The 26,440-nt window shown below is 66.6% G+C and carries 18 protein-coding genes and 1 pseudogene; 6 read left to right on the top strand and 13 right to left on the bottom strand.

Going from position 1 to position 26,440, the window contains the following annotated elements; all coding sequences use genetic code 11:
* A pseudogene (locus PSV00_RS10645) lies at positions 1-1,900 on the bottom strand (hypothetical protein); the annotation flags it as partial.
* 266 nt (positions 1,901-2,166) lie between these two features.
* On the opposite strand from PSV00_RS10645, the gene PSV00_RS10640 reads away from it, so the two are divergent.
* Positions 2,167-3,708 carry a tryptophan 7-halogenase gene (locus PSV00_RS10640; RefSeq protein ID WP_300446904.1) on the top strand — a complete coding sequence of 514 codons (1,542 nt, stop codon included), beginning with the start codon at positions 2,167-2,169 and terminating at the stop codon, positions 3,706-3,708.
* Between the two features lie 10 nt (positions 3,709-3,718).
* Here the strand turns inward: PSV00_RS10640 and PSV00_RS10635 are convergent, their stop codons facing one another.
* The 11 genes from PSV00_RS10635 to PSV00_RS10585 all read right to left on the bottom strand — a co-directional run bounded on the left by PSV00_RS10635 (position 3,719) and on the right by PSV00_RS10585 (position 18,432).
* Entirely contained in the window at positions 3,719-4,420 is a 702-nt protein-coding gene (locus PSV00_RS10635) for a DUF6445 family protein (RefSeq protein ID WP_300446903.1), read from the bottom strand.
* Between the two features lie 460 nt (positions 4,421-4,880).
* On the bottom strand, positions 4,881-5,009 hold the full coding sequence (locus tag PSV00_RS10630; protein WP_300446901.1) for a hypothetical protein: 129 nt from the start codon (positions 5,007-5,009) through the stop codon (positions 4,881-4,883).
* Positions 5,006-5,542: a sigma-70 family RNA polymerase sigma factor gene (locus tag PSV00_RS10625; protein ID WP_300446899.1), complete on the bottom strand. Its 537-nt coding sequence runs from the start codon at positions 5,540-5,542 to the stop codon at positions 5,006-5,008. Before PSV00_RS10625 ends, PSV00_RS10630 begins: the two co-directional genes overlap by 4 nt.
* A gap of 35 nt (positions 5,543-5,577) precedes the next feature.
* Entirely contained in the window at positions 5,578-7,074 is a 1,497-nt protein-coding gene (locus tag PSV00_RS10620; RefSeq protein ID WP_300446897.1) for an NAD-dependent succinate-semialdehyde dehydrogenase, read from the bottom strand.
* Positions 7,074-8,357 carry a 4-aminobutyrate--2-oxoglutarate transaminase gene (gene gabT / locus PSV00_RS10615; RefSeq protein ID WP_300446895.1) on the bottom strand — a complete coding sequence of 428 codons (1,284 nt, stop codon included), beginning with the start codon at positions 8,355-8,357 and terminating at the stop codon, positions 7,074-7,076. The genes PSV00_RS10620 and gabT overlap by 1 nt, the downstream gene beginning before the upstream one ends.
* Positions 8,358-8,422: 65 nt before the next feature.
* Positions 8,423-9,619 (bottom strand): hypothetical protein, encoded by a 1,197-nt coding sequence (locus PSV00_RS10610; protein ID WP_300446893.1) that lies wholly within the window; start codon positions 9,617-9,619, stop codon positions 8,423-8,425.
* A complete protein-coding gene (locus PSV00_RS10605; RefSeq protein WP_300446891.1) occupies positions 9,616-11,784 on the bottom strand; it encodes a hypothetical protein in 2,169 nt (722 codons plus the stop codon). Before PSV00_RS10605 ends, PSV00_RS10610 begins: the two co-directional genes overlap by 4 nt.
* Entirely contained in the window at positions 11,784-13,157 is a 1,374-nt protein-coding gene (locus PSV00_RS10600) for a sulfotransferase (protein ID WP_300446889.1), read from the bottom strand. Before PSV00_RS10600 ends, PSV00_RS10605 begins: the two co-directional genes overlap by 1 nt.
* Before the next feature lie 16 nt (positions 13,158-13,173).
* A complete protein-coding gene (locus PSV00_RS10595; RefSeq protein WP_300446887.1) occupies positions 13,174-15,522 on the bottom strand; it encodes a TonB-dependent receptor in 2,349 nt (782 codons plus the stop codon).
* A gap of 61 nt (positions 15,523-15,583) precedes the next feature.
* Positions 15,584-16,471 (bottom strand): carbon-nitrogen hydrolase family protein, encoded by an 888-nt coding sequence (locus PSV00_RS10590; protein ID WP_300446885.1) that lies wholly within the window; start codon positions 16,469-16,471, stop codon positions 15,584-15,586.
* A gap of 140 nt (positions 16,472-16,611) precedes the next feature.
* On the bottom strand, positions 16,612-18,432 hold the full coding sequence (locus tag PSV00_RS10585) for a PLP-dependent aminotransferase family protein (RefSeq protein ID WP_300446883.1): 1,821 nt from the start codon (positions 18,430-18,432) through the stop codon (positions 16,612-16,614).
* A gap of 278 nt (positions 18,433-18,710) precedes the next feature.
* On the opposite strand from PSV00_RS10585, the gene cysD reads away from it, so the two are divergent.
* From cysD to PSV00_RS10560, 5 genes are all read left to right on the top strand, one after another.
* Positions 18,711-19,616, top strand: coding sequence for a sulfate adenylyltransferase subunit CysD (gene cysD, locus PSV00_RS10580; RefSeq protein WP_300446881.1), 906 nt, complete (start codon positions 18,711-18,713; stop codon positions 19,614-19,616).
* A complete protein-coding gene (cysC, locus tag PSV00_RS10575) occupies positions 19,616-21,445 on the top strand; it encodes an adenylyl-sulfate kinase (RefSeq protein WP_300446879.1) in 1,830 nt (609 codons plus the stop codon). The genes cysD and cysC overlap by 1 nt, the downstream gene beginning before the upstream one ends.
* Before the next feature lie 224 nt (positions 21,446-21,669).
* On the top strand, positions 21,670-22,557 hold the full coding sequence (locus tag PSV00_RS10570) for a glycosyltransferase family A protein (protein ID WP_300446877.1): 888 nt from the start codon (positions 21,670-21,672) through the stop codon (positions 22,555-22,557).
* 99 nt (positions 22,558-22,656) lie between these two features.
* Entirely contained in the window at positions 22,657-23,601 is a 945-nt protein-coding gene (locus PSV00_RS10565; RefSeq protein WP_300446874.1) for a class I SAM-dependent methyltransferase, read from the top strand.
* Between the two features lie 15 nt (positions 23,602-23,616).
* Positions 23,617-25,356 carry an ABC transporter ATP-binding protein gene (locus PSV00_RS10560; protein ID WP_300446872.1) on the top strand — a complete coding sequence of 580 codons (1,740 nt, stop codon included), beginning with the start codon at positions 23,617-23,619 and terminating at the stop codon, positions 25,354-25,356.
* Here the strand turns inward: PSV00_RS10560 and PSV00_RS10555 are convergent.
* The gene (locus tag PSV00_RS10555; RefSeq protein WP_300446870.1) at positions 25,308-26,402 is read right to left on the bottom strand and encodes a glycosyltransferase family A protein; all 1,095 of its coding nucleotides are present in this window, start codon (positions 26,400-26,402) and stop codon (positions 25,308-25,310) included. The genes PSV00_RS10560 and PSV00_RS10555 overlap by 49 nt on opposite strands.
* Positions 26,403-26,440: the final 38 nt, after the last annotated feature.

Genomic DNA, 26,440 nt, shown 5'->3' with positions numbered 1-26,440 from the left:
CGGCCAGGACCACGCCGCCCGTGCCGCTCAGGTCGCCGCTGTAGCCGCCGGCCACCGACTGGTCGAAGACCACCGCGCCGTCATTGACGATATTGCCCTGGATGCCCGTCGTCGTGCCCGTCAGGGTGCCGCCGGTATTGACGGTCGTGCCGCCCGAATAGGTGTTGGCCCCGGTCAGGGAGACGGTGCCCGCCCCGATGGTGATCGCGGCCCCCGGACCCGTACCGCCCGCAAGCGTGCCACTGCTGTCGTCACCGATCGAACCGGTCAGGGCGATGGTATGGCCAGCACCCGGGGCGAGTGTGGTGTTGGTGCCCTGGGTCAGGAACAGGTCGGACCCCGAGCCGGCACCGCCAGCACCGCCGAGTCCGCCGGTAGCCGCACTGCCCGAGCTGGAGACACCGGCCCCCAGCGTCAGACTGCCCGACCGCACGAAGATCGCGCCGCCCAGACCCGCGCCGCCGCCGCCGCTGGTGGTCGAACCCCCGGCTCCGCCGGTCCCGCCGAGACCGTTGACACCGTTCGTGCCACCGCTGCCGCCGCCGGCTCCGAAGCCGCCCGCGCCGCCGGTCCCGGCCTGTCCGTCCTGACCGGCACCGCCGCCGCCGCCGAAGCCGCCGGCACCGGCCGCGCCGGTGCCCACCGAGCCGCCGCCGCCGCCGAACAGCCCGCCGGTACCCCCCAGGGTGTTCGTATTATCGCCGCCACCACCGCCGGCGCCGAGGCCGCCGGTACCGCCGCTTCCTGCACCGCCCAGGCCAGTCAGGCCGCCGCCGCCGCCACCGCCGCCGCCGAGATAGGCGCTCGGCGCAATCGCTCCGGTGCCGCCACCTTCGGCACCGCCACCGCCACCACCGCCGCCGACCGCGACCTGGGTTACGACTGATCCGGATTGATACTGATAGTACCCAACAATCGCATGGCCAGCATAAACTTGATACGCCGTGTAGTAAGTATAGTACCCAAGACAATTACCAGACCAGTATGAATATCCGGCCGAACAATAAGAGTATCCGTAATACGCTACATAATAATACGGCGCATAGTAGGCACTATACGCATATGTGGGTGCATAGCTGGAGACGGAAATGGCCGCGCCGCCGCTACCGCCGGCGAAACCGCCGGCTCCCGCGCCGTTAACGCCGCCGGCACCGCCGCTACCGTCCGCGCCGGCCCCTCCGGCCCCCGCAGCGACCGGTGAATAGGTGTTGGCATAGTAGGAGGCCTCGGTGCTGCTGCCGCCGCCACCGCCGCCGCCGCCACTGAAGCCACCGCCGCCGCCCGCGGCACCGGCCGCCGATCCGCTGCCACCCGCGCCGCCCAGACCGCCACCGCCGCCGCCACCGACCGTGCCCGACACGGTGCCGCCGGCACCGCCGGTCGCGGCATTGTTCTCAAAGCTGACCTGACTGACGTTGACCATGCCGGAATTGACGAAGATGGCCCCGCCCGCTCCGAGACCGCCACCGGCCAGGTTGCCCCCGGCACCGCCGCTGGCCTGACCGCCGGAAAGGGAGCCGAAATTGGTGATGTCGATCGCGTTCGTACCGGCGTCGACATAGAAGATCCGATAGGCACCATCGCCGCTGAGACTGAAGCCGCCACCATTGATCACCAGGGTGTCGCTGAGGGTGGGCAGCAGCCCGCTCAGGGTCACGTCGCCGGTCAGCCGAATGGTGTCCACGCCGGGGTTCGCATTGGCGCTATTGATGGCTGCGATCAGGGAGGCGGTGCTGTTGGCCGTGAACTCGTCCGCCTGGGCGACACCTGTCGTCAGGGCAATACCGACCAGCGCCGTACTGCCCAGCAGCCCCATGCGCCGGAAACCATGGGATCGAGCGCGAAGGGCGTGCGGGTTCGCACGCGCGGCAAGGGAGCCGCGGACGGTGATCTTGGTCATGGTGGTCGCCCCTGGATCGGCTCCGGACGGAAAGCGACCCCAACATACAGACTCGCCGAACGAACGCGCGGGAGCAGGGCCAGTTAACCTGTCATCAAGGATTTAGATAGTCAGCAGTCGTCCCAAATCTGGGACGATCGCACTTATTCTCCTGTCAGGAGAATAAGTTAGGCGCAGCAAGGCCCGAAACGAGGCGCGATCCGGCCGGGTTGCTTGCGCAAGGACGCTCGCGGTGCAACTCAGGACCGCGTCACTGGAAATTCGTCATGCGCCCCGCCTCCTTTCCCGAACATCTGGTCATTCTCGGCGGCGGCAGCGCCGGCTGGATGAGCGCCGCCTATCTCGACCGGACCTTCAACCGCCCGGGCGATCGCCGCCTCAGGATCACGGTCGTCGAGTCCGAAACCATCGGCCGGATCGGGGTCGGCGAAGCGACCATTCCGTCCATCCGGGACTTCGCCCGCTTCATCGGTATCGACGAAGCCACGCTGATGGCCCGGACCTCGGCCACCTTCAAACACGGGGTCGAGTTCGAGGACTGGTCGTCGGTCGGAGAAAAATGCTTCCATCCCTTCGAGGCGCTCGACACTGCGATGGGCATGAACGCCGGGCCGTCCTGGCTCGCGCGCTGGTCGCAGGGGATCGCCGGCACCTTCGCGGATGAGGCGGGCATCCAGTGGAAGCTCGCCCGCGCCGGCCTGTCGCCCAAGCGCCTCATCGATCCCGACTACAGTTCGGTCCTTCCCTACGCCTACCACCTTGACGCCGAGGCCTATGGCGACCTGCTGGCCGAGGTCGCGCTCGCCCGCGGCGTGGAACGGGTCACCGGCGATGTCGTCGGTGTGCGGCAGAAGGACGGTGACGTCCTCGGCCTCGATCTCGGCGACGGGACGACGGTGGACGGCGACCTGTTCCTCGACTGCTCAGGGTTCAACGCCCTGCTTCTGGGCAAGGCCCTGAAGTCACCGTTCCTCTCCTATGCCGACCATCTTCTGTGTGACCGGGCCGTGGCGATCCGCGCCCCGCACGATCCGGAGACCCCGATCCCGCCGATGACCCGTGCCCGGGCCCTGTCGGCGGGCTGGATGTGGCGCATCGGCCTGCAGAACCGCGAGGGGCTCGGCTATGTCTATTCAAGCGCCCACATCAAGCCGGCCGAGGCCGAGGCCGAATTGCGGGCGGCGACCGGCCTGGCGGACGACGTGCCGGCCCGCCATCTGACGATGCGCATCGGCCGGGCCGAAAAGGCGTGGACCGGCAATGTCATCGCCCTCGGCCTCGCCGGCGGCTTCATCGAACCGCTCGAGTCCACCGGCCTGCACATGGTCGAATACGGGCTGGAGATGCTGGTCCGGCATTTTCCGCTGTCGGGGCTGAACCCCGACGCCCGCGACCGTTTCAACGAGGTCGTCGGCCAGCACTACGATGGCCTTCGTGACTTCATCTCCGCCCACTACGGACTGAGCGGCCGGCGCGACACCCCCTTCTGGCAGGCTGCAACCAGCCCCGAACACATGCCGCCCCGCGTCCGTATGCTGCTCGGCCTCTGGGCCGACCGCCACCCGTCGGTAGAGGACATCAGCTCGCAGCGCCCCCTCTTCGGACACGCCAGCTGGCAGCATATCCTGTACGGGATCGGTAAGCCGGGCCCGGCCGCCGCCGCCAATGCCGCCCGTTGGGTCGCCGAGCCCGGTGCCCATCTTCCGCAGCTCGAACAGGCCTGTGCGGACATCACCGCAAACCTGCCCTCCCACACCCTGTGGCTGGAGGGACTGGCGACCCTCCCGATTCAGAAGGACGGCTGGTAGCGCCTCATCGTCAGTAGGCGAACAGAAAGGCGGTGACCGTCAGCCGGCCGAGGCGCGGATCCGCTGAAAAATGCGAATCCTGATGAATGTCCGGGGAGTGCAGGATGCCGGCCCGGTAAACAACCAAACGGTCAAACCGGGCTTCAACGTGGCCGACCTTTTCATACAGGGGATGGTCCGCATCCGGAAACTGTGCCGGCAAGACCCGGGTCTTCAGCTCCTGGCTCAGGGCCATATCGTGGATCGACTGATTGTTCGGTGTCAGGCGCTGAAAACCCGTGGACCGATGGCGGAAAAATGCGGTGCCGCCGAACTCCGGACCACACAGGTAGTGGACCATCGCCAGATCATGCGGGCCCGTACGGTCGGTATGCGGCACCCGCTGAACATGCCGCATCTCCCGCGCGGGCTGGGTGATCATCGAATAGGAGGCGCTCAACGACATCGGCTGCTCCACCGGCACGCCGAACACTGACTGAAGCAGGGGCTTCAGCGCCCCATGGACATTGAGCATATAGGTTTCGGGGATGGTGCAGCGGATACCCGGATAGGCCGCCCCGGCCGGACCGTATGACCCCTCGTCAGCCGCGAAATCGACCATCCGGTCCGGCTCGGCCATCAGACCGTCGACCACGATCAGCGGCTCCGCCTCCGGGCCCAGATTGTAGACGTTGTAGGGGGCGTCGGGACTGAGACGGAAATCGTAGGCCATGGTCCGTCCATGCCCTGCGCTGACGGGTTTGTCATCCACCGCTTCCGGGTTTGCGACCCGCCCCCCTTTTCCATGGGGCGGGATGGCGTCGCTGTGATGCCCGGCACCGGGCGACCTGAAGGTTCGGATACCGAATGCGGTCAGCCCACCCGCCCCACTTCACGATCTGTCATCCCCGTCAGCGGTGCAGTCCGCCCCTGGTGGAGACCTGTCGGCGTTGGACTGACAGCACCCTTTATCGGATGCTTCCCCGGAACGAAGGATCGTCTCGATCATCAGCCTCGGCGATTGCCCAGGCCAACGCCAAAATCGCCACGCGCCCCATTGAGATGAAGAGCCCGATATCAGATACGGACGGATCTCCGGAGAACCAGCCCCGCCAACCCATATGGGTGATCGGAGCAGACCAAAGGCTGAACCCGCATGTCGCCAAACCGGCGACGGTTCCGGCAGTCGTGGGTCAATTAATGGGACGCCGTCGGGCGGGCAGCTGATCCATCACGCGATCGCAAAAGCCGCCGTCCGGCACCGGCCCTTCGAAATCTTCGCGCAGCATGGCGTCATAAACGTCTCCTATCTCCTCTTTCATTTCCGAACCTCCTCACGGGATGTCGCTTGCCAGTCCGCCAGCAGTGCGCGCAGCTTGGCTTTTCCGCGCTTCGTATGGGATTTCACCGTCCCGAGCGGCATTGCCAGGACACAGGCTACCTCATCGTGGCTCAAGCCGGGCTGCACAACATGCCGCAGCACGATCCGCTCGGTCGTGGACAATTGGCGGGTCGCGCGCTCGACATCAAGCCGCAGCTCGACCGCATCAGATGGCGACGTTCGCTGATCGAGCGCGTCACCATCCATGTCGACCTCAGCCGCCGACCGTTTTCGGCGGGCCTGAAGAAAGCAGACTCCACAGGCCGTCGCGAGGTATTCCGCATGGCATGGCGCGACGGCAGCGTTGCCCGGAACCGCCTTCGGGATTGTGTGGACCAGCGCGCGGGGTGATGCCTCCTCATCGTCCTGCGGCCGGCACCGGGCGCGGGTGGCTTTGACCGAATTCCGGGTTTTCGATTTCCAGATCTGCGCCTGAAGGGAACCGGCCGCCCGCCCTGGACCGAGGCGGATCATCGGCCGGAATGACAGCGGTCAGTGCCTTTGGAGGTCTAGCCGCCGTCGGCGGCGGGGCTGATGCCGAAGCACATCATCTTCAGCTCCAGGTATTCGTCCAGACCGAAATGCGAGCCCTCGCGGCCCAGGCCGGACTCCTTGATGCCGCCGAACGGGGCCACCTCGGTCGAGATCAGACCGGTGTTCAGCCCGACCATCCCGTACTGCAGCCCCTCCCCGACCCGCCAGGCCCGGTCGAGATCCCGGGTGAAGACATAGGAGGCCAGACCCGCCCGGGTGTCATTGGCCAGGGCCAGGGCCTCGGCCTCCGTCCCGAACCGCACCAGTCCGGCGACCGGCCCGAAGGTTTCCTCGCGGTTGAGACGCGCGTCCGGTGAAACCCCGGTCAGGACCGTCGGCTCGAACCAGGTTCCGCTTTCGCCACGACGGACCCCGCCGGTCAGGATCTTCGCGCCGCCATCCAGGGCGTCGGCGACATGCTGCGCCACCTTGTCGACAGCGGCCGCATTGATCAGCGGCCCCTGGTCGGTCGGCCCGTCGAGGCCGTCGCCGACCCGCAGTCCCTTCACGCGGGTCGCCAGCTTTTCGGCGAAGGCGTCATAGACACTACTTTGGACCAGCAGCCGGTTGGCGCAGACGCAGGTCTGGCCGGTATTGCGGAATTTGGAGGCCATGGCCCCCTCGACCGCCGCGTCGAGATCGGCGTCGTCGAAGACGATGAAGGGGGCATTGCCGCCCAGTTCCAGCGACACCCGCTTGACCGTGCCCATACAGGCGGCCGCCAGCATCTTGCCGACCGGCGTCGAGCCGGTGAAGGTGAATTTGGCGACACGGGAGTCCGTGGTCATCACCTCGCCGATCGGGGCCGGATGGCCGGTGACGATGTTGAACACCCCGGCCGGCAGCCCCGCCTCCTCGCCCAGCAGGGCCAGGGCCAGGGCCGAGAACGGCGTCAGTTCCGAGGGCTTCAGCACCACGGTGCAGCCGGCGGCCAGGGCCGGGCCGACCTTGCGGGTGATCATCGCCGCCGGGAAATTCCACGGCGTCACTGCGGCCACCACCCCGACCGGCTGTTTCAGGACCACGATCCGCTTGTCGGCCTGATGGCCCGGGATCACTTCGCCATAGGCGCGCTTGGCCTCCTCGCCGAACCATTCGATGAAGCCGGCCGCATAGGCCACCTCGCCCCTGGCTTCCGCGAGAGGTTTGCCCTGTTCGGCGGTCATTAGCCGGGCCAGATCGTCCTGGTGGGCCATGATCAGTTCGAACCAGCGGCGCAGGATGGCGGCCCGTTCCTTCGCTGCCCGCGCAGCCCAGGCCGGGAAGGCGGCGTGGGCCGCGGCCACGGCATCCTGCGTCTCCGCCGCCCCCAGCGCCGGCACCCTGCCCAGCACCTTGCCGGTCGCCGGATTGGTGACCGCAATGTCGGCAGCGCCCGTGACCCAGCGGCCGTTGATCCATGCCGCTTCCCGAAGCAGGTCGGGACGCGCCAGGGCCAGACGGGCCCGTTCAGCCGTGTCGTGAGTCGTCATCAGGATGCCATCTCCAGCGAGGCCTCGAGGATGTCCAGACCCTCATCAAGGATGGCGTCGGGCGTGGTCAGCGGGGCCAGCAGGCGGATGGTTTCCCCGAACACGCCGCACGACAGCAGGATCAACCCCTTCTCCAGCGCCCGGACCGTGACCGCCTTGGCGGCGGCTCCGTCCGGATCGTGGCTGCCGCGCGTGCGGACGATGTCGAACCCGACCATCGCGCCCGGTCCCCGGATGGCCGCGATCGGCAGCAGATCGTTGCGACGGCTCATGGCGTGCAGGCGGCCCTTGATATGCTCGCCCTGGGCATTGGCCCGCTCCAGCAATTTCTCATCGGCGATGACGTCCAGCACCGCCAGGGCGGCGGCGCAGGCGATCGGCGGCCCCGCATAGGTGCCGCCCAGACCACCCGGCTCGGCCGCGTCCATGATGGCGGCCCGACCGATGACCCCCGACAGAGGGAAGCCCCCGGCCAGGGATTTGGCCACGGTGATCAGGTCCGGCTCGACGCCGCTGTGCTCGATACCGAACATCTTGCCGGTGCGGCCGAACCCGGCCTGGATCTCGTCAGAGATCAGCAGGATGCCGTGCCGGTCGCAGATCTCGCGCAGGGCCCGCAGCAGTTCCGGCGGCGCGGGCTGGAAGCCCCCCTCCCCCTGCACGGGTTCGAGGATGATGGCTGCGACCCGTTCAGGCTCGACATCGGCGCGGAACAGGAATTCCAGCGCCCGCAGGCTGTCCTCGACGGTGACGCCGTACTGCGGCACCGGAAAGGGCGCGTGATAGACCTCGGCCGGCAGGGGACCGAACAGCCGCTTGTAGGGCGCGACCTTGCCGGTCATGGCCATGGTCAGCATGGTCCGGCCATGGAAACCGCCGGTGAAGGCGATGACCGCCGGACGGCCGGTCGCCGCCCGGGCCAATTTGACCGCGTTCTCCACGGCTTCTGCCCCGGTGGTGAACAGGATGGTCTTGGCCGGTCCCTTGAACGGGGCCAGGGCGTTCAGCCGCTCGGCGAGTGCCACATAGGGCTCATAGGCCACGACCTGGAATGCCGTGTGGGTATAGGCGTCCAGCTGGGCACGGACGGCCTCCAGCACGCGCGGGTGACGATGGCCGGTATTGAGCACGGCGATACCACCGGCGAAATCGACATAGCGATTGCCCTCGACGTCCCACAGTTCGGCATTCTCGGCCCGGGCGGCGAAAATCGGGGTGGCGGTGGCGACGCCGCGCGGCACGGCGGCCAGACGACGGGACAACAGGTCAGCATTCATGGACATGGGCGTGAGCTCCGATAGAAATTGTTGGATGGAGGACGCTCGGGCGTCTCCGGATTTGGGAAAGGTCAGGCCGGTTGTCGCTGTCGGTCGAGCAACAGGGCCGGGGTGAGCGCGGCCAGCCCACTGCACAGCAGTCCGACCGCCGCCAGGGTGATCAGTCCCTGGTATTCTCCCCCGCCGGCGACAAACGCAGCGACGGCGGGACCTGAAGCCAGGCCCAGTTTCGAGAAGAAGCCGCCCAGGGCCGCCATCTGGCCGGCCTTGTCGAAGGCGGCGCACATACCCAGCAGATAGGGAATGACGAAGGCCCAGGTGACCGCCGTGGCGATGTTGGCGACCAGAAAGACCATGGGGAGATGGGCGAAATGGAAGGCCCAGGTCCCGACCAGGGTCAGGGCCAGGCCCAGCAGCAACGGGCGGGCCCGGCCGAACCTCAGGCCCAGGATCACCACCATTACCGAGCCCAGGGCCCCGATCCAGTTGGCCGCCCCCAGCGTGTCGGTGATGAAGCCCAGGGTCAGGCCCGATGCCTTGCCCAGGCCGATGATATAGGCGGCCAGTCCCATATTGGCGGCCTGGAACAGGAAGATACCGGCAAAGGCCAGGACCAGGGGAATCCAGCGAACCACCGCCTTGGTGGCGGTCGGGGCCGGCCTGGGCGGGGCCCGGTATTCGCCGAGGAAGGGCAGCATGGCCAGGGTCACGGCACTGAAGGTCGCCAGGGCCATGAACAGGACGCCATGGCCGAACACCGGCACCAGACGCGGCAGGAACATCAGCCCCAGCCCCCCCAGTCCGAACTGAACCACCAGCAACATGCCGAAGGTTCGGTCCGGCGTCCGGGTCCGTGCGATGACCGCAAAGGCCACGCCGACCAGCAGGCCGCCGATGATCCCGTGCACGAAGCGGATCGCGATCAGCAGCTCGGGCACCTTGATCAGGGTCGAAACCAGATCGACACTGATCAGCAGCAGCAGCACGGTGATGGCTGTGCGACGCCAGGGCAGGCGGCGGATGATAAACACCGCCGTCAGGGCCCCCACGGCCGCGCCATAGACATTGGCCGAGGCCACCAGACCCGCCGCCTTCGGAGTCAGTCCGGCCCCGCTGATCAGTCCGTCGACCAGGGCGGCCATGATGTTCACATAGAACAGGCCGGCGGTGGCCAGGAAGGACAGCAGCACACTGGCCAGCAGGCTGTTCTCGGGCACCTTGGGAAAGCGGCCCGAAACGGCGGGCGCAGCGGGGGCGTCGTCGGTCATGGGCACATCCGCTTGATTTTGGCGATTTCCACGGCGGCCGGTGCCCAGTCGAAGACCCCGCTGTCACCGAAATAATAGAAGGTCATGTCCCCCGGCAGCAGGACCACCGAGATGCCGCCATAGCCGGACATGAACGGCGTCATCAGCGGCGCGCGGCAACCGAGAACCGGGGCGAGATCACGGGCCCAGAAGCCGGCCTTGTAGCGGAAGCCCGGGAGGCCGGCGGGCAGGCCCGACGGCGTCGGCTCCCGCTGCAGGGCGGCGGACAGCAGGCCTTCGTCCAGCATCGGGCGACCGTCGATCCGGGCTCCGTCGGCCAGCCATCCGGCGATGCGGACAATGTCGTCGGCATGATAGGTCAGTCCCCAGCCGGTGAAGGGCTGGCGCGCGGCATCCGCCGTCCGGCGTGTGTCCATGATGGTCGGGCTGAGCCCGAGTGACCGCCACACGGGCGCGATGAGATCGTCATAAAGATCAGCATCACCCCGTACCCGAACGATATCGGCCATGGCCGTGCCCAGCAGATAGGTGTCGGTCGTATGGTAGACGAAGGTCTGGCCCGGCGCGGTGCGACGTCCATGCAGACCGCACGCCTCGTCGATCTTGGTCGCGTGGTCCGGGGCGTCAAAGAACCGGCCCATCGACGGGGCGTTCTCGTCGGCCTCGAAGGCGGTCGAGCCATAGATGCCCGTGGTCATGTCGAGGGCGTGGGTCAGGGTGACTCCGTCCCAGGTCCGGCCGGTGGCACAGGCCGGGACATGGTCGCGAACCCGCGCCTCGGTCACGCCGGGATACAGGGCCGCCAGCCGCATCAGGCCCACCCCGCCGACAATCGACTTGGCGGTCGAATAGGACGGCAGGTCCAGCACCGCGCAGAACGGATAGTCGCCGTGCCGGGTCCGGCAGCCGCCGACATAGTGGGTCCCGTCCAGTACCAGCCCGAAGGCCGCCTGCGGATCGCCGTCGACCGGCGCGGCCAGCGCCAGCCGTGACGCATCGAAGCCGGGATACAGACTCTCCAGATCGGACAGCGGCCGCACAGGCAGACGGGCGGCGATCTCGGCCTCATAGGCCGCCACAACCGCATCCGCGTCCGTGTCTGCGGCCGGCTGCAGCCGCGCCGGAGCCTGCCCCCAGGCATCGAATTTCAGATAGGCGCAGGTCTCCGAGGCGACCTCGAACACGGCGGCTGATGTCGACCCGCCGGGCTTGAAGCGGAAGGTCAGCACGCCGTTATGCAGGCAGTTGGCGTTACGCTCCTCCAGCGCGAAGGGCAGCGCCGCCCGCAGCCAGCCGGGGTTATGATCGTCAACCCAGACCCGCCCCGGCTCGACAACCCAGTCCCACTCCGGATGCCCGCTGACGACCGGTCCGCGCCGCAGCGGGATCAGCCGTCCGCCGTCCTGAACAAGGGCGAAGTCGAAGGCCGGCAATGTGGCCCGATCAGCCTTCTCGACCGGACCGTCGTCGGTCTCGTCCTTCAGGACGTTCAGCGTCATATCGGCCCGGGCGACATCGAGCGTCAGCTGCCACGAGGCGCGACCGGCCGGAGACACGGCATCGTTCGGAGCCGCGAACCCCGACAGGTCCACCGGGGCCGAGAAACGCGCGCCCGATAGCACAGCGTCCACCGTTGGTCGCGCGTCCGGCGCGGCAGCCAGTGCCTCGCCCGTCACGGTTACGGCGTCGCCCCAGCACAGGGTCGTCAGGCCGCCCATGGCCCGAAACCGGATCATCAGCCCAGCATTGTCGTCGCCGCCGCTCGGGGCGATCTCGCCCCTCACCAGGGTGACACCGTCGTCGCCGTCATCTTCCAGCCGCACGACCGTCTGCCAGGTCGCGCCGCCGTCACCCGACACCTCCGCCAGACAGGCATCGCCCCGGCCCAGCGACTGTCCGGCAAGCGATGCCGCCACCACCACGTCACCGAAGCCACGCGTCGACACCGTCGTCAGCGCCTCGGCCCGTCGCGTGAACCGCAGTGAGATATTATCCTGATAGGCGGTCAGCCGCACGTCGCCGTCGCCGGTCGCGGCCCAGCCATCGGCCTGACCGTCCTGGAAGTCGTCGACGAAGATCGGCCCGGCCAGGGCCGGGCTCGCCAGGGCGAGCGCCGCGGCCAGACCGGCCATCCCGGACGTCAGGCAGGACATTAGGCGGGACATCAGGCCAGCTCCGCCGGATCCATGCCACCCGCCACGAGGGCGGTGGCCAGGGGCGTGAGCTGTTCGCCGTAGCGCCGCCACAGGCCGACCGATTTCGCATGAATGGGCTGGCGCACCTGGGCGGCGCTGGCCGTGGCCGCCGGTGACGTATTTTCGTGGAAGCGCAGACAGGCGTCCTGCCAGTCCAGCCCGCAGTGCGCGATGATCCGACGGCTCTGCGTCTCCTGATCCGTGACCAGGGCCTCATAGTCGACGTCCAGCACCCGCCCCGGCAGCACCGTGCGCCAGTGGTCCATCAGCCGTCGGTGGGCCAGCATATAGGCCGCGATATCCTTCAGGTCGTAGGAATAGGGGCAGCCCATCCGGAACAGCGTCTTGTAGAGGGCATAGCCGCTGTCCATTGGATGCCGCCGCAGATGGACGATCCGCGCGTTCGGCAGGGCACGGGCGATCAGGCCGACGTAGAGAAAATTGACCGGCGTCTTGTCGATCAGCATCGGTGCCGTCGCGCCATAGCCGGCCGTGCTGTCGATATAGGCCCGACCCAGCGCCTCGGGATCCAGCCTGGACGAACGTCGGATCAGGTCGCCCTTCCCCGCCGCATCGCCGGCCAGTCGCATCAGGCTGAGCGCGAAATCATTGATCTCGCCCAGGCTCTCGACCGCGCTGTGCGAGCTGATGATGCGATCGACCAGGGTGGTGCCGCTGCGTGGCAGGCCCAGCACGAAGACCGGTCCGGTGTCGGCGCAGCCGGCCCCTGGCTGAGCCATCAGCCCGGCGTCGAAGACGTCGGCGATCTGCGCCATGGCCGCGACATCCGCCTCGACCTGGTAGCTGAGCAGACTCCGCCGCCGGTCCGCGCCGCGCTTCAGCCAGTCAAAACTGGGACCGGCCTCACCGAGGTCCTCATATTCCTTGGCCAGGGCATGGCAGAGCGCCACCTCTTCCGGTCCCGGCCTCGCCCGGGCCACGGCCTCGAGCAGACCGGCGACATGGTTCGCCTCCGGTGTCTGGCGTCTCAGGGTCGAGCGGTTCTGCCAGGCGTCCCCGTCGCCGGGATTGAGCATGACGACGCGATCCAGAAGCCCCTCGGCCTCTTTCGTCTGCCCCGTCGCGATCAGGGCCGTGGCCAGATTATAGAGACAGCCGGGATCATCGGGCGTCAGCGTCACCGCCCGTCGATAGCAACGGGCAGCGTCCGCCGGCTTGCCGCAATGGGTGTAGTATTCGCCGAGGTGCTGCAGCAGGACGCCATCGCCGCCGGCGTCGGCCTCGATGGCGGTCAGGCGGGCGAGAGCCTCGCCGATGCGGCCGCTCCGGATAAGCCGGGCCACGTCGCCCAACTCCTCCATCACACCGCTCCTGACCGCCACGTCGACCATTTCCGTCCTAGAAGCTGTAGTCGAGCGACAGACCGATGGTCCGCGGCAGGGAGATGAACTTCTTGGACGCATTGCCGTAGTAACCGACCGAGGGACGCGTGCCCATGTAGGCCTCGGTGAACTCGCCGGTCACACCATCCTCGTTGAAGATATTCTTCACGAACAGGGTTGCGGCCCAGGGACCCCGCGAAATCGTGGCGGAGGAGTTCCAGAGCGTGAAGCCCGACAGCTCGGTATTGTACGTGGGGCCGCCGATCGCATTGCGGGTCGACGACTGGTAGTAGCCGCTGGCCCGGGCAACCAGCCTCAGATCTCCGGCCAGCGACCAGGTGTAATCGCCGGACAGGGTCACCGCATGCTCGGGCGTGCCGGGCAGCGAAGATCCGTCCGCTCCCAGCACCGTTCCAAGCGGACTGAGCACAGGCTCGCTCAGCTTGGCATTGGTATAGGTGTAGCCAACCGAATAGTGCAGCGCATCGGTCGGTCGTCCGTCGATCGAGGTCTCGAGACCATAGCTGCGCGCCTTGCCGCCGTTCTGGACGACATAGAAGCCCCAGTTCGGCGTCGCGGTGTTCAGCTGGATATCGTCCCAGTCGACATAGAACAGGGCGGCGTCATAGGTCAGATCCCCCCGTCGCCCCTTCACGCCCGCCTCGTAGTTGACCACCGAGTCCGAGCCGTAGATCTGCCAGCGCGGATCCTCGGCGAAATTGCCCGTCAGGGGGACGGCGTTCGAGCCACCGCGACGGTAGCCTTCCGAAATCGTGCCGTAGAACAGGCCACTGTCGCTGAAATGCCAGGACAGGTTGCCCTTGAACAGGGCCCGGCTTTCGGACGATTCAAAATGCGCCGTCACCGGCTGGCTCAGCGAGGTGTAGAGCGGCACGTCGATCACCGTGTCGTTGATCGCCTCATTGTCGAACCAGCGGACACCGCCGGTCAGGGACAGGGTGTCATTCGCGTGCCAGGTCAGCTCGCCGTAGACGGCCTTGTCGGTGAAGCTCTCGTGGCGGCGGTACAGGAAGTCCTGATCGCCGGACACCGCCGACGGGAAGCCGCTCCACAGATCCCACCAGCGCTTGAAGCCCTGCAGATAGCTATTCTGCGAGGAATCCAGCGTGTCGTCATTGTAGTAGGCCCCGACGACATAATCGAACGCCCCGCCCGTCGACGAGACCAGCCGCAACTCCTGGATCGTCGCCTCATCCGTATAGGCCCGCTCGGCCGTCGCCATCGGTCGGGGGTAGTTGTAATAGAAGCTCAGAAAGCCGAATTGTGCATAGAATCCAGTGTTTTCACTGAGACTTTCGCCCTCGTGCTTATAGTGCGAGGTCGACGAGGTCAGGGTAGCGAAGCCCAGATCAACATTCATCTCCAGACTGGCCAGGGCCACGTCGCGCGATGACGGCTCCAGCTGGACCGAGCCATTCTCGTACTCACCGTAGACATTACCGTAGCCGTCGGCACCGCGGGTTACCTGACGCCGCCCGCCGATTTCGTCGGACTGCTGGCTGTAGCTCAGCGTGGCGTTGAACTGGTCATTGGGCTCAAAGCGCAGGGCGGCACGCGCGAACCAGATCTCGACCGTGTCCGCGTCCGCCTTGCTCGTATAGGCCGCATCCGACGACAGCAGTCCGCTCGGCGCGACCGGGGCTCCGGTGGCGTCCAGCTGATAGATATTCACATAGTCCGTGACGCCCGGATAATCGATCTGGCTGGCCGTGGCCCGGAAGGCGAGCGTGTCACCCAGCGGTATGTTCAGCGTCAGGTCGGCGGCCCAGCCCATACTGCCCGATCCCTCGACCTGGCTGGCGGTAACCGAGGCTGCGCCCTCGAAGATTCCGAGTTTCGGGGCCCGGGTGATGTAGCGCACCGTCCCTCCGAGGGAACCGGAGCCATACAGGGTGCCCTGCGGGCCACGCAGGACCTCGACGCGATCCAGGTCCTTGAGCAGGAATCCCGCGAGCAGCGGCGTGTCATTGAGATAGGTCGAGACGGGCGCAACGCTGGAAACCGCGTAGTCACCCAGTGCATTGCTGTCGACGTTGATGCCCCGGATCAGAACGTTGTTGACCACGCCGGAGTTACGGTATCCGCGATCGACAACCGACACCCCGGGAATGCCACGCATCAGTTCGGCGCTGTCGGCCATCTTGGCCGCCTCGATCGCCGTCCCCGATACCGCCGAGATATTGTAGGGAACATCGAGGACGCTCGTCTCACGGCGCGTCGCCGTGACCACGATGTCATCGACCCGGGCCGGCGCACTGCTCTGGGCCATGGCCCCGCCCGCGCTGCCGAGACCCAACATCAAGGCACCGATCGATGCCGCATTCCTGAGATTTGACCTGTTCATTCTGCTTCCCCCTGATTGAAACGGTTGTTTGTGGTGTTCGATCTCGCGCCGCGGCGCGCCTCTAGGTCTTGACGACTCTTAACGCCGGCGGGGCCGGATGGGCGGACCGGGGCTTTTCCAGCGGCCCCAGGTCGGCGAAGGCGGGCGAGGCTGCGAAGCCGTCCCGATAGGGTGGAAATTCGATGGGCGTGTCGCGCAGACTCTTCAGCGGCTGCCCGAGGCCGTGCCAGCCGCGCTCGCGCACCCGGGTGACGTGGTCGAGGTCCAATTCCACCGCGATGACTTCATGGCCTGAGCCTGCCTCGTGGATCACCTCGCCACCGGGACCGAACACGCCGGACTTGCCGACCCCCAGGGAGCCCGCGACATTGATGTCGACGAAATAGACCTGGTTGGTCACGGCGCTGGCCCGCGCGATCGCCAGTTCGGCGTCGCGATCAATCGTATTGGTCATCCCGGGATGGAGAATGACCTCGGCCCCCATCCAGGTCAGGGTCCGCGTGGTTTCGGGGAACCACATATCGTAGCAGATCGACAGGCCGAACCGGCCGACATCGGGTACATCGAAGACCACGAACTCGTCCCCGGCCGTGACCCCCTGCTCATAGGGCCGGAACGGATAGATCTTGCGATAGCGGGCCACGACCTGACCACCCGGGTCGATAACCGGCGCGGTGTTGTAGACGCGGTCACCGACCGTCTCGAACAGCGAACCGGGAACCAGCCACACCCCGGCGGCGCGGGCTGCCTCGCACATCTTCGCCTCCGCCGGTCCGGGCAGGGACTGGGCGTTACTGACTCCGGCACCGAACAGCGCGAGTTCACCGATCACGATCATGTCCACCCAGGGCAGACGCGCCTTGACCGCCGCGATCTCGGCGACGATGCGATCGCAGTTGTCCGCCCTGGCCAGTTCAAGCTGCAGGCCGGCGATTCCGAAGGGTCGCATGTCATCTCCCGCATCGGACCTTTCGGCCCAGTGAAGGAACTGTGACGGCGAAGACCCGCGCTACATAGCGCCAGTCACGCTTGTTCTATGGTGCCAGATTTTGACGATGACGTCCGCATCCCGCCCTTTGGCCCCACGACCTATATCGTCCCCCCGCGGCGGATTACGGCTGAGTCCACAAGCCGGTTATCGGCATCGAACCAGCCGATCCGATCATCGACAATCATCGTCTGGAAGCCGGCGACCTCGCTATAGGACCACCGGTTCCACCGGCGGTTCCAGACATCGCCCTCCACCCACCAGCGGCCGACGTCGCAGTCCTCATTGGCATAGCCGGCCCGACCGCTCATCGAACCGTCCGGATGGAGCTCGATCGTGCAGGGGTCGCCATAGACCGTCTTGCACAGCAGCGTCGCCCCGGTCATGGCCAGCCGAAGGGCATCGCCACCGAGATAGCCGTCCGGCGAATGGGGGAAGATCGGCGACACCCCGGGAAGGTCGCGCATCAGATCAGCCAATATCGCCACCCCTTCGCGGATCCGGTCGAGGGGCAGGCTGGTGACCCCCAGGCGGAAGATGTTCCGGGGGGCTGTTCCGTCGGCATAATAGGGGCCGACCGGCTCGATCAGTACCCCTCGCCTCTCCGCGGCGACGGCCAGTCGATCGACGTCAAGGTGGTCGGGCCCCCGCACCCAGTAGGCCGCGCCGCCGTGCAGGGTTCCGATCGCCACCGACTGTTGCAGGTAGTGGTTCAAGGCATCGCGAAGGGCCGTGCGGCGCTCCCGGAACAGCCGCCCCAACCGCATCATCGTCGCATTGTAGTGACCCATCGCCAGGAAATGGGCCGCGATCCGCTGGTTGTTGAGCGGCGGATGACGCACCGCCAGCGTCCGCAGACGCCGGAGTTCGGTGATCACCTCCGCAGGAGCGACCACAAATCCCATGCGCAGGCCCGGCCCCAGAATCTTGGACAGGCTGGCGACATAGATGACCTGCCCGTTCGGATCGAGACTGTAGAGCGCCGGACAGGCTTCATCGAGGTAGTTGGTCTCGCAGTCGAAATCGTCCTCGATGACCACCATGTTCCGCGCCGCCGCCTTCTTGAGCAGGGCCTCCCGCCGCCCGCGGGTCATCATCACGCCCGTCGGAAACTGATGACTGGGGGTGACATAGAGGATGTCGCAGTCATCCAGCCGGCGATCGACCACCACGCCCTCGTCGTCCACCGGCTGGTAGATGGTCCGGGCCCCGCGGCTGGCCACCATCCGGCGCAGGTCAGGATAGCCCGGGTCCTCAACCGCCACGACCGTGGTTGCATCGATCAACATCTGGGTGAGCAGCGACAGCGCCTGCTGGGTGCCGACCGTGATCAGGATTTCGTCAGGCCGCGCCTGAATGCCCCGGCGCGGCAACACCTTGGTGCGAATCTCCTCGATCAGCATGGGATCGTCGGCGTCACCGGCGTCGATTGACCACTGGCTGATGTCATCGACCGTCAGCGCCTGGCGATTGGCCTCACGCCACTCGGCGACCGGAAACAGCGAGGCGTCGAAGACCCCGTCGATGAAGGGATAGGGGTACTGATGCCAGTTGGGCGTCCGGCGCGCCGCCGGTGCGCCGCCGTCACCGGTCTTGAACCGCCCCTGCCAACGCGATTCACGGACCGGATCCCGCCCCCCCGCCACGGTCTCGACGGCGGTCAGCCCCCGCACCATGTCCTGATCGATATAGATGCCGCTGCGCTCGCGGCTGACGAACAACCCCTCATCCAGCAGCTTTTGATAGGCCAGCGTCACCGTATTGCGGGCCACACCCAGCTGGGTGGCCAGGGCGCGCGACGACGGCAGCCGTTGTCCGGCCGGGAACGCCCCGGCGCAGGCCGCCTCGACCAGTTTGCGACGGACCTGATCCTGCAGGCTCAGGGCGCTGTCTGAATCCAGAAAGATGAGCGGGCGGGACATCTGCTGATCCTGACCCCTGATTGCGCGATGAGTCCAGTCCACGGGCGTCGCAGCGGATTGACACCCTCACGCCGCCAGAGGCGGCTTTCACGGGCCTCCGGATGGAGCCAGATGACGCACGGCTTGGCAAATTGACCCTCGCGCCGGCCGGGGCCCGGGCCAGTTAAAGTTGGACGGCCGGCCCGGTTTCGCGCACATCCTTCCCCGAAGCCGCCCCGCGGAATGGTCTGATGCTGTGCACGACCGGGCGACGGGTGGCGTGCGTTTCAGGGTGGGCCATGCGGCGGAACGATAATCTGGCGGACCGGCTCGAGGCCGAAGCCATCCACGTGTTTCGCGAAGTCGCATTCGAGCGCGAGCGGCCGGTCCTGCTGTTTTCAGGCGGCAAGGATTCAGCCGTCCTGCTGCATCTCGCCCGGAAGGCCTTCTTCCCCGCCCCCCCGCCTTTTCCACTCCTGCACATCGATACGATGTGGAAATTTCACGAGATGTACGCCTTCCGCGACCGGGTCGCGGCCGAGGCCGGAATGCAGTTGCTCGTCCATCGCAACCCCGCCGCCGAGGCGGAAGGCATCAACCCGTTCGACCACGGCCCCGGCGTGCACACCGACCTTTGGAAGACCCAGGGGTTGAGACAGGCACTGGAACAGAATCAATTCGATGCGGCCTTCGGCGGGGCACGCCGCGACGAGGAAAAGAGCCGGGCCAAGGAACGGATCATCTCCATCCGGTCCGCGACCCAGGGCTGGTCCCCCAAGGCGCAGCGGCCCGAGCTCTGGAACCTGTACAATACCCGGCTTGCACCCGGTCAGTCACTGCGCGCCTTCCCCCTGTCCAACTGGACGGAAATCGACGTCTGGAATTACATCGAGCGCGAAGGCCTGGCCGTTCCGTCGCTGTATTTCGCGGCCGACCGTCCGGTCGTGGTGCGCGAGGGGGCGCTGATCATGGCCGATGATGATCGCCTGCCCCTGCAGCCCGGCGAGGTGCCGCAGATGCGCCGCGTCCGGTTCCGCACCCTGGGCTGCTACCCTTTGACCGCGGCGGTGGAGAGCGAGGCGGACACGCTGGACGCTGTGCTTCGCGAAGTTCGCGAAAGCCGGCATTCCGAGCGCCTCGGCCGCGTCATCGACCATGGCCCGGCAGCCTCCATGGAACAGAAGAAGCGCGAGGGCTATTTCTGATGACCGGATCCAGAGCCCCGGCGTGCGACGTCCTGGTCCGGCTGGTGACCTGCGGCTCGGTCGACGACGGCAAATCGACCCTGATCGGCCGCCTTCTGTATGACGCGGGTGCCGTGCCCGAGGACCAGTTGCTGGCCCTCGGCGACGATCCCGACCTGTCCCGGCTGGTCGACGGCCTGTCCGCCGAACGGGAACAGGGCATCACCATCGATGTGGCCTATCGCTATTTCGACCTCGGCGACCGGCGCTTCATCCTGGCCGACGCGCCCGGACACGAGCAATACACGCGGAATATGGTCACGGCGGCCTCCGGCGCAGACGTGGCCGTGGTTCTGATCGACGCCCGCAACGGCATTCTGACCCAGACCCGCCGACACAGTCGTCTGCTGGCGCTGATGGGCGTGCGCAGACTGGTTCTGGCGGTCAACAAGATGGATCTGGTGGACTGGTCACCGGATCGGTTCGACGAGATCCGCGCCGACTTTCGCGGCTTCGCTGCCGAACTCGGGCTCGACGACGTTACCGCCATCCCGATCAGTGCCCGCCATGGCGTCAATATCGCGACCCGGAGCGACCAGGCCGCCTGGTATCAGGGCCCGACCCTGATGGACTGGCTCCGCGCCATACGGCTGGACGCCGCCGCGACGGGTCCACTGCGAATGATGGTCCAGGGCACGATCCGGCCCCATGCTGACTTCCGGGGGGCCGCCGGCTGGATCGCCGACGGCGAGGTTCGCCCCGGCCAGGCGGTGCATATTCTGCCGTCGGGCGTGGCCGCTACGGTCGACCGGATTGTCACCCGCGACGGAGATCTGGAAACCGCCGGCCGTCACCAGGCCGTTACCCTGGCCCTGATCCCCGATGTCGATGTCTCGCGCGGCGACCTCATCGTCGCAGCGGACAGGCAACCCGGGGTCGCCGACCAGTTCGAGGCCCATCTGGTCTGGATGTCATACCGGCCGCTGCTGCCCGGCCGCTCCTATTGGCTTAAGCTGGGCACCACGACCCTGCCGGCCCAGGTCAGTGACATCCGCCACCGCATCAACGTCGACACCGGCGAACACCAGGCCGCGCGCACGCTCGAACTCAATGACATCGGCTACTGCGTCGTGGCGGTGACCACGCCCATCGCGTTCGAACCCTATATGACCAGCCGCAGTCTGGGCGGCTTCATCCTGATCGACCGGATGACCGAGGAAACCGTTGGCGCGGGCATGATCACCCGCGCCCTGCATCGCTCGGCCAATGTGCGGCCCCAGGCCCTGCATGTCAGCCGCGACCAGCGCGCCGCGCTCAAGCGGCAGAAGCCGATGGTCCTGTGGTTCACCGGGCTGTCGGGTGCGGGAAAGTCCACCATCGCCAACCGGGTCGAACAGGCGCTGCTGGACCAGGGCCTGCACACGGTTCTTCTGGACGGCGACAACCTGCGCCACGGACTCAATCGCGATCTCGGCTTCACGGACGCCGACCGGGTCGAGAACATCCGGCGGGTCACCGAAGTGGCCCGTTTGATGACGGAGGCCGGCCTGATCGTCCTGGTGTCCTTCATCTCCCCCTTCCGTGCCGAACGGCAGATGGCGCGTGAACGCATGGCACCGGGAGAGTTCATCGAGATCTTCGTTGATGTCCCCCTGGCCGTCGCCGAACAGCGCGACACCAAGGGTCTGTACGCCAAGGCCCGGGCCGGTCAGCTGCCCCATTTCACCGGCATCGACAGCCCCTATGAGGCACCGGAATCGCCGGACCTTCACATCGACACCACCACCTGCTCACCCGAGGCCGCCTCCAGCCGGATTCTGGCCCTGGTTCAGTCCCGACAGGACGGCTGACGCCGACCCGATCGGTGGTTGACAGGCGTAGCGCCCCCTCACCAGGCCGCCGCCTTGATCACCCGTTGCACGGGTCCGGCAGCCTGTCCGGACGGGTCCCGGCGGTCGCAGGTTTGACTGTCCACGGCACCGGGCGCGGGTTACCCTCTGCGTCAGGCCACCAGAGGCGATACGTCTCTGTCAGGACCATCGTCGCGCGCGACCGGCCACCAGGGATCAAATCGATGGGCTCCATTTCCGTTGTTGTCACCGCACCCGGGGGTATCGCGGGATGCGGGTTTCTCGATCAGCTGATACCGCAGACCGACGCCGGAGGCGTGCAGATCGTCGTCGTCGACGGATCTCCCGACTTCATCGACCAGAGCCGCGACGGCCTGCTTCACATCGCGGCTCCGCAGGCGGACATCCAGGGCCTGGTCACGGAGGGCCTTCGGCAGGCAGCGGGCGACTGGGTTATCGTCACCGAGGACCATTGCCGGCCCCTGCCCGGCCTGATCGACAGCTACCGCAAGGCGATCGATGACCAGCCCGGCATCGACCTCTTTTCCGGGGCGGTCGATAATCTGACCAGCACCTCGCCCTGGTCCTTCGCCCTGTTTCTGTCGGGCCTCGGCCAGCAGTGGACCGGGGCGGAAACCGCGCCGCCCGCGCCGACCAACGCCAATCTCATGGTCCGCCGCAGCGCCATCCTCGCCGGCGAACTGACCCGGGCCGGGGGCTTTCTCAACCTGACCATCCCTCGCCTGATCGCGGCCGGACGTTACGGCCATTGCCCCGCCGCCGTCGTCGATCACATCCTGTCGCTCGACGGTCGCGCCGCCCTGACCTTTCAGTACCACTGCGCCGTCGGCGTCATCACCGCGAACCGCGAAACCACCCCGCCGCTGCCCTGGCCCGCCCGGCTGGCCCAGACCGGGCGGCAGCTGGTCAGCTATGTGCTGGTCGGCCCCTGGAGAACGGTCCGCAGCCTGCGTGGAACGCCGCATGCGAGGGGCGGTACGGGCTTGCGGCTCATGCTCCTCGGTCTCGCGGTCATGGTCGCGACCGTGACGGTGAACCTGCGACGTCCGGGCCAGCGCCCGATGTCGTCCGCCCCCGGCGAAGGCGGTTGATTTCAGGCTCCGGTCCTGACCTTTCATTGTGCCGTCGCTGCAGGCACGTCAGATCGGCAACGGGGATGATCACGCCAACATGGTATTTGGATTGAGACGATGAGCTGGCTGATCCGGATCATCGATATGATGATCGCATTCTGCGTCCCGGCACCGGCCTGGGTGGCGCGCGGCCTGAGGTTTCGTCTCCGGCATTTTCCGCGGACCCGGGCCGCCTTCGTCAAGGCCGGTGTGTTTCCGGTGATCGACCATTTCCACGATCCCTTCTATCGCCCCGACCTCCTGGAGAAGAGTCGGTCCGCGCGAACCCTGTCGGCGATCGACTTCAATCTCGCCGGCCAGGTCGCCCTGCTGGAAGCCTTTCCGGACGGGTCGGAATTCGAACATCTGGCCGCCCCGGGGGACCCGCGTCAGTTCCACCTTGCCAACGGCATGTTCGAACATGGCGACGCGGACCTCTGGCGGCAGGTCATCGGACATTTCAAACCGGCCCGGATTATTGAAGTCGGCTCCGGTCATTCGACCAAGGTGGCCCGACTCGCCATCACCGATCTGGAGCAGGCATCGCCCGGTTACCGGTGCGACCACGTCTGTATCGACCCCTATGCCCCGGCCTGGCTGGAGGATCTCGGCGCTCGGGTCCTGCGGCAGCCGGTCGAGACCGTTCCTCTCGAGATGTTCAGACAGCTGGAGAGGAACGACATCCTCTTCATCGACTCCTCCCACGTCATCCGTCCCCAGGGCGATGTGCTGTTCGAATATCTGGACGTGCTGCCCTCACTGGCCCCCGGGGTCATCGTCCATATCCACGACGTGTTTTCGCCGAGGGATTATCCGAACTCGTGGATGACGGATCGAATGTATTTCTGGAACGAGCAGTATCTCGTCGAGACCTTCATGTCCCACAACGATTCCTGGGAGGTTCTTCTCGGCGGAAACATGATGATGCATGAGCGATTTTCGCTCATGAAGTCGAAATGTGCCCACCTCGATCCCGATCATGAACCGCGATCCTTCTACATTCGCCGAACGACCGCACACTAGGGGTCGATCCAGACCATGAACCCGGGATTTCTGTCGATCTGGAAGGCCCTTGGCCGACGCCAGCGGGCGGCCGCCGCGCTGCTGTCCGGACTGCTGGTCATCGGCATGCTGCTCGAGATGGTCGGCGTCGGCCTGGTCATTCCCGTCTTCAGCATCCTGTCGGGCGACCCGGGGGCCTTCCGGAACATCCCGTTTGAGGCCTTGCTGCCGGCCGTTGACCTGCCCGACCGGCGCACGCTGACCAGCCTCACCATGGTGGGTCTGGTTGTGTTCTTCGGGCTGAAGCTGGCCTGTCAGGGTCTGATCGCGGCCCGGCTGGCGAAATTCCGTTACGACCTCCAGGCCGACCTGTCCCGGCGCCTGTTCGCGACCTTTCTCGGCAGCCCCTATGCCTTCCACCTCAAGCGGAACTCGACCCATCTGGCGGACACCGCGAACACCGAGGCCGCCAATGCCGCGCTGGGCGTTCATCAGGGGCTGACCATGGTCGCCGAGCTTCTGGTGGTGTTCGGCGTCATGGTCTTGCTGGTGGCGATTTCACCCCTGGCCGGCATCCTCATCGCCCTGCTGCTCGCCCTGGCGGGCTGGGCCATTCTGCGCGGAACGCAGAAGGTGCTGGATGTCTGGGGCATTCGACTGCGGCATCATCAGACGCTGAAGATGCAAAGCCTTCAGCAGGGCCTGGACGGTGTGAAACAGATCAAGCTGTACCGGCGTGAAGCGGCCATTCTCGATCAGTTCGAAGCCCATAATGCGGCCAGTGCCGCGGCCGGCCAGCATCATGCGACCATGCAGGCCCAGCCCCGTCTCTGGCTGGAGTTCCTCGCCATTCTCGGGCTCGCGGCCCTGGTGATGTTCGCGACCCCGTCCGCCTCCGGTGGCGGACCCCTGCCGCTGATCGCCCTGTTCGCCACGGCCGCGATCCGCCTGATACCCTCGGCGAACCGCATCATGAACGGCTATCAGAGCCTGCGCTATTTCGGCCCGACCATGGAGAACGTCGCCGACGAACTGGCCAGCGAGAGGCCCCTGCCGCGTCCACCGGCCGCACACGGGTCGCGGCGGCTCGACAGCGAACTGGTTCTCGACGGCGTCAGCTACGCCTACCCCGGGGCGGCCACGGACGCCCTGGTCGACATCAATCTGCGCATTCCGCGTGGCAGCGCCCTGGGCATCGTCGGTCGCAGCGGCGTCGGCAAGAGCACCCTGCTTGATGTCCTCGTCGGCCTGCTCGCGCCGACGGCCGGACAGGTGCGGCTGGATGGCCGGCCGATCGATCTGCACTCACCCGACTGGCAGATGGGCATCGGCTACCTGCCCCAGAATATCGCCTTGCTGGATGACACCATCCGCCGGAACGTCGCCTATGGACTGGACGATGGCGCCATTGATGATGCTGCGGTCATGACCGCCCTGGGCCAGGCCCAGCTGACCGATCATATCGCCGGCCTGCCTGCGGGACTCGACAGTATCGTCGGCGAACACGGCGTGCGCTTCTCCGGCGGTCAGCGCCAGCGTCTGGGACTGGCCCGGGCCCTGTACGGCGGACCGTCGCTGCTGGTGCTGGACGAACCGACCAGCGCGCTCGATCCCGAAACAGAGGCGGACCTGATGCGGACCATCTTCGCCCTGCGTCCGGACCTGACGATTGTTCTGGCCTCTCACAGGGGCGCGGCAATCGAGGGCTGTGACCTCGTCATCCTGGTTCAGGAGGGCCGGGCGACGCCCGTCACTTCCGGCGTGGTCGCCCTCTGAACCGACGGGATACGGCGGGATCCGGTCGCTCCGGACCGTGAGTTCCCGGCCGTAGCGCCGGTCCGGATCGCCATCTGGTCCCACAGGATCGACCGCAGGCGGCCGGCGACGGAGCCGGTCAACCACACGGCCCAGTATGCGGACCGGATGGGCAACCGTCTCAGCGTGGCGACGATCGCCCTGACGTCCGGCCCGGCGGATCCCATCCGGTCAATGGCCTCAAACGCCAGATCCCTGGAGGCCCAGTCCGCCTTGCTGCCCAGTCGGGCACCACTGACAAGCAGCGACCACGGGAAGCTCCGGTCGTCGATCTGTTGCGAACGTCCTTCCCGGTGGGCCCAGGTCTGAAAGGCGAGAATCGCACGCAGCACCGAACGGGCCTTCTCGTCGGCCGACAGGCCAATGCTGAGGTGACCCTGCGAATGCAGTCTGCGCGTGCCCAGTCGCTCGGCAAGAATATGCGCCCTGCCGTTGACGGCCATCATCCGCCACTGGAATTCAGAATCCTCGCCGACACGGAGGTCCTCATTGAATGCACCGGATGCGACGATGGCCGAGCGCCGGTAGAGCGCGCCATGCGTCATCCAGCGGCTGTCCATATAGCGGCCGGGGATCTGGCGCGGCACGCCATCGCGGTCATTGGCATAGGGATTTCCGGCCGCGTCGGCGTTGGACATTTCCGCCAGACAATAGGCTCGGCCACTGGCCTGAAGTGCCCTCACCAGTGCTTCAACGGCCTGGGGCAGCAGCAGGTCATCGGAATCGACGAACTGGATGAATTCGCCACGCGCATGGTGAAGGCCGCGATTTCTCGCCGACGCGGGGCCGGCGTTATCCTGCTTCAGCAGCACGATCCGGCAGCGATCCTCGACGGGCAGCCAATTTCCAACGATTTCGGCGGTGTCGTCGGTCGACCCGTCATCAACCACGATGATTTCAATCGGACGCCAGGTCTGGACCAGTATTGAATTGATCAGTTCGACAACCATCGTCGACCGATTGAAGGTTGGAACGATGATCGATACCGTTCCCGCCTCTCCGGTCATGGTCAATTCTCTACACTAAAATTGACCGAAGCTCGGTG

The organism is Brevundimonas sp., assembly GCF_029945885.1.
Lineage (GTDB): Bacteria > Pseudomonadota > Alphaproteobacteria > Caulobacterales > Caulobacteraceae > Brevundimonas.
Note: the sequence above shows the minus strand (reverse complement) of the source record. Positions and strands in the feature narration are given on the sequence as shown.